Source organism: Oleiphilus sp. HI0117 (assembly GCF_001635235.1).
The window spans coordinates 1-548 of the sequence record NZ_LWGA01000387.1 but is presented as its reverse complement, the minus strand read 5'-3'; the positions used below and the strand labels follow the sequence as shown (position 1 = coordinate 548).

1 pseudogene is annotated in these 548 nt (G+C 44.7%); it reads right to left on the bottom strand.

Annotated elements, in window-relative coordinates:
* Window positions 1-548 (bottom strand): annotated as a pseudogene (locus tag A3757_RS04590) (molybdopterin-dependent oxidoreductase); the annotation flags it as partial.

The window sequence follows — 548 nt, the reverse complement described above, 5'->3', positions numbered from 1 at the left end:
GTTTGGTGGATACATTCCCGAAATCGGCATCATTTTATGATGAGCCGTGAGCTTGTACTCGCGGCGACGCTCGTCCGAATTACCTAATAAGGGAACAAATAAAGTGTGCAGATTATTGCCGCCAGTTTTCCCGAAATTGCCGGTCACCATATACAGCATTTTTTCCAAATATGCCGTCAAGGTGGAATGCAGTGACTGCTGCAGACCCAAGTCAATTCTTACGCATCCCGCTTTAGCATTAGCAAAGTCTCGTGCAACTTGCTGCGTCATCTCAAGGGATACATCGGCTTTTTCTACATACTCTTCAATAGGAATATCTAATAGTTCAGCTTCGAGCTTATTAAAGCCAGTGCAGTGATTCTCGAGGAAGGCTTTATCATGCAGGCCCTCTTTTACGATAATCGCCAAGATCGCAGACATCAGATAAGCATCAGTACCTGGCTTTAACTGAAAATGTATATCGGCTTGCTTCGCTGTTTCAGACCTTCTAGGGTCAAAAACCACCATCGTACGGTCCGGGTCTTTCTTAATTTCTTTAAGCGTATCGC